Source organism: Gemmatimonas sp., from assembly GCF_041689975.1.
Lineage (GTDB): Bacteria > Gemmatimonadota > Gemmatimonadetes > Gemmatimonadales > Gemmatimonadaceae > Gemmatimonas.
Genome location: NZ_JBDNFF010000242.1, coordinates 1 through 3,375, shown reverse-complemented (window position 1 = coordinate 3,375; position 3,375 = coordinate 1). Strand labels below are relative to the sequence as shown.

Annotated in this window: 4 protein-coding genes; all 4 read right to left on the bottom strand. The window is 64.0% G+C overall.

All coding sequences use genetic code 11. The features are described from left to right. Nucleotides 1–178 precede the first annotated feature (178 nt). Nucleotides 179–922: a membrane integrity-associated transporter subunit PqiC gene (locus ACESNG_RS15435; RefSeq protein ID WP_373064600.1), complete on the bottom strand. Its 744-nt coding sequence runs from the start codon at nt 920–922 to the stop codon at nt 179–181. Between the two features lie 13 nt (nt 923–935). Further along, a complete protein-coding gene (locus tag ACESNG_RS15430; protein ID WP_373064598.1) occupies nt 936–1,928 on the bottom strand; it encodes an MlaD family protein in 993 nt (330 codons plus the stop codon). After that, complete coding sequence (locus ACESNG_RS15425; RefSeq protein ID WP_373064596.1) at nt 1,928–2,731, bottom strand: ABC transporter ATP-binding protein; 804 nt, start codon at nt 2,729–2,731, stop codon at nt 1,928–1,930. The genes ACESNG_RS15430 and ACESNG_RS15425 overlap by 1 nt, the downstream gene beginning before the upstream one ends. Then, nucleotides 2,728–3,375: MlaE family ABC transporter permease (locus ACESNG_RS15420; RefSeq protein WP_373069642.1), on the bottom strand; the 648-nt coding region annotated here is incomplete at its 5' end. The genes ACESNG_RS15425 and ACESNG_RS15420, both read right to left, overlap by 4 nt.

The window sequence follows — 3,375 nt, the reverse complement described above, 5'->3', positions numbered from 1 at the left end:
GTGCCGGTGGGCGATCCTCTGCGTGGCGGGCTCGATGCGATCGCGCAGTCGGTATTGGGGGAGTGAGTCCTCGACCTCGCTGATCCACAGAACAGATCACGCAGAGCTGCAGAGAGCGCAGAGGCGCAGAGAAACACGGTTGCATTCTCTGCGCCTCTGCGCTCTCTGCGCCTCCGCGTTATCTGTTTCGCGAGGCATCGAAAGGACTCTCGGTAGCGCCACCGGCAGAATCCGCTGCCACACACGCTGCGGGCGGCGTCGAGTCATTCGGGAATCGCGCCAGGCAGGTGCCGATATCACGCGCCATGCGCTGCAGCGCCGCATCGAGCCCGCGCACGAGGCCGGTGTAGTTACCCACGCGCCACGATTCGCGGCGATCGTCGGTACGGCCGCGCAGCAGCACCTTCCCGTCGAACGGACGGATGATCTCCCAGCCAGCGGTGACCTGCACGCGACCCTCGGTGGCTGCCGAGTCGGCGACGCCCTCGAAGCGCGTTACGTGCAGCTGCACCAGAAAGTTGTGCCGTGACGCGAGCGGCCAAGGTGCAACCTCGACCGCACGCAGCAGGGGCGACCCGGCGAGATTCGCCGCCACCACGCGATTGATGCCGTCACCGACATCCTCGCCCCAGCGATGAAATTCGGATGTCAGAAGCTCACTCGTCCCTCGCCGCATGATGATGTACGGCACGGACAGATACGCCGCGAGGTCTACGCGCCGCAGTCCGACGGTGAGCGACGCGGGCGCGCGCGGTGACGTGGCGCTACCGGTCGGTGCATCGGCCGTGGTGCCAGGCGGCGCAGCCACGCTCAGCACGTACTGTCGCAGCGGGGGCGACTCGCGCGCCAGCTTGAAGCATCCGCCGAGTAGGAGCGCGGCGACGGGGAGCACCACTCGCGCTGTGTGGATACTGGTTCGCATGATCATCTCGTGGTCACCTCTTTGCCGGGGGCTTCTTGCCGCGCATCAACATATCGGGGTTCTGCTCGAGCGAGTTGATGAGCACACGCAAGGCATCGGCGGCTTCCCGCATGCTCGTGAGCGCACCCGTGAGCGCGTACCCCGGCCCGGTGTCGGCCGACATCAGACTGTGTGCTTCCTCGAGCGTTTTGCGCAGCTCCTGTAGTGTGGCCACCGCCTCGGTACTCGCGCCTTTCACGCCCGGCTGTATCGAATCGAGCGCCACGCCCGCCCGCAGTGTCAGCCGTTCGGCTTCGGCCAGCGTTCGATTGAACTGCGCCGTGGCGCCGGGCATTTCGCGCAGCGTTGCGCGGAGTTCCGGGGACTCCATCAGCTGCTGCACGGCCTTCGACGACTGCACGACTGCCGTGTTGATCTCGCGCATGTTCACGTCACCGAGCATGCCATTGACGCGGTTCAGGATCTTCAACATCTCCGAGAGCAGGCTGCCCGCACCGCCGCCGATGGCCGCCATGAGCGACGGCGAGGTGGCAATCTGCGGATAGAGTGTCGAGTCGGTGGCATACAGGCGTGGCGGCGCGGAATCCAGCCGGTACGCGAGCTCGAGATACAGCACGCCGGTCACGAAGCTCTCCATCTGGAGCTGCGCACGCAGCCCCTTCTTGATCTGTTGCTTCAGTACGAGCGTATCCTCGAGATTCACGAACGTCCCATGCGACGTCGTGAGACGCGGCAGATCGATCTCGTACTCCACGGGCACCTGGAAGGAATCGTCGCGCGGATCGATCTGAATGTTGATCGCGGTGACGCGCCCCACGGGCACACCCTGAAACTTCACGGGTGCCCCATTCTCCAGGCCGTTCACCGATTCGGGGAAGAAGCTGATGAACGTGGTACGCGACTGAAACCAGGTGGCTGACGCGAGGACCGCGACGCCGACGATCACGATGGCGAGCGCACCTATGAGAAAGAGCCCGATAGCGGTGGGATTCGCGCGGATACTCATCAAACACCTTCACTGCTGCGGGTGAGGAACTGGTGCACGTGCGGGGTAGGCGGATCGTCGCGCAACTCCTTCGGCGGACCAAGTGCAGTCATGGTTAGCTCTTCGATATCGAGGAACAGCGCTCGGTCGGCGATCCGGAAAATGCTCTCGAGATCGTGGGTGACCACGACGATGGTGGTTCCGAAGCTGGCCTTGATCTCGAGAATGAGATCGTCAAGTCGGCTTGCGCTGATGGGATCGAGCCCGGACGACGGCTCGTCGAGAAAAAGCACGTCGGGGTCGAGGGCGGTCGCGCGGGCGAGTGCAGCACGCTTGCGCATACCACCGCTGAGGGCCGACGGGTAGAACGCCTCGAAGCCACGCAGCCCGACGAGCGCGAGCTTGAGTGAGACGACCTCGGCGATCGTGTCCGCATCGAGGTCCGTGAACTCTTCGAGCGGCAGCGCCACATTCTCGGCGAGTGTAAGCCCACTCCAGAGTGCACCGTACTGGTAGAGCACCCCCATGCGACGAAGTGCACGCTTGCGCACAACGTCGTCGTCGATGGCGAAATCTTCGCCGTCGAAGCGGATCTGACCCTTCGCCGGCGCCTTGAGCCCGATGAGATGCTTGAGCAGCGTGCTCTTGCCGCTGCCGCTGCCGCCCATGAGGACGAAGACCTCGCCGCGCGCCACGCTGAAGGTGAGATCGCGCATGATGACACGGTCGCCGTACATCATGGTGAGGCCGCGGACTTCGATCGCGGGTACATCGTTGCGCGTCGAGCGCGCAGCGGGCGACGGCGAGGCATGGGTTGCGGTCATACGTCGAGCACCGCCGCGAGCCAATCCACAACGGCGTTGGCGGTGATGATCAGCGTGATGCCCAGGACGACGGCGGCCGTTGCCGCGCGTCCGACCGCGCCGGCGTCCGAGCCGCCCTGTAATCCCTTTATCGTGCCCGACACGCCCACGATCAATCCGAAGATCGTGCCCTTGACCACGCCAAGCAGTGCGTCGGAGAGCGTCACGGCCTGCAGCATGCCACTCATGAACTGTTTGTACGAGAGATCGAGCAACATCTCCGACACCATCATTCCGCCGAGGATACCGATGAAGTCGGCGTAGATCGTGAGAAGCGGCATCATGATGAAAATGCCGAGCACACGCGGCAGCACGAGATGCTCGATGGGTGAAATACCCAGCGTGGTGAAGGCGTCGATCTCTTCGGTAATCTTCATGCTGCCCAGTTCGGCGGCAAAGGCGGCACCGGTTCGACCGGCAATGATGATACCCGTCATGAGGGCGCCCATTTCGCGCAGCATACCGAAGCCTACGAGGTACGACACGTAGTACCCGGCGCCGAAGCGCTTCAACACCACGACGCCAAGGAACGCGATGATGATGCCCATCAGCAACGCGATGAGCGTGACGATGGGAAGCGCGCCTGAGCTGTTGGTCTGCACGAC

Coding starts and splice junctions, on each gene's coding strand:
- ACESNG_RS15435 (WP_373064600.1), bottom strand. CDS start 922: ATGCGAACCAGTATCCACACAGCGCGAGTGGTGCTCCCCGTCGCCGCG.
- ACESNG_RS15430 (WP_373064598.1), bottom strand. CDS start 1,928: ATGAGTATCCGCGCGAATCCCACCGCTATCGGGCTCTTTCTCATAGGT.
- ACESNG_RS15425 (WP_373064596.1), bottom strand. CDS start 2,731: ATGACCGCAACCCATGCCTCGCCGTCGCCCGCTGCGCGCTCGACGCGC.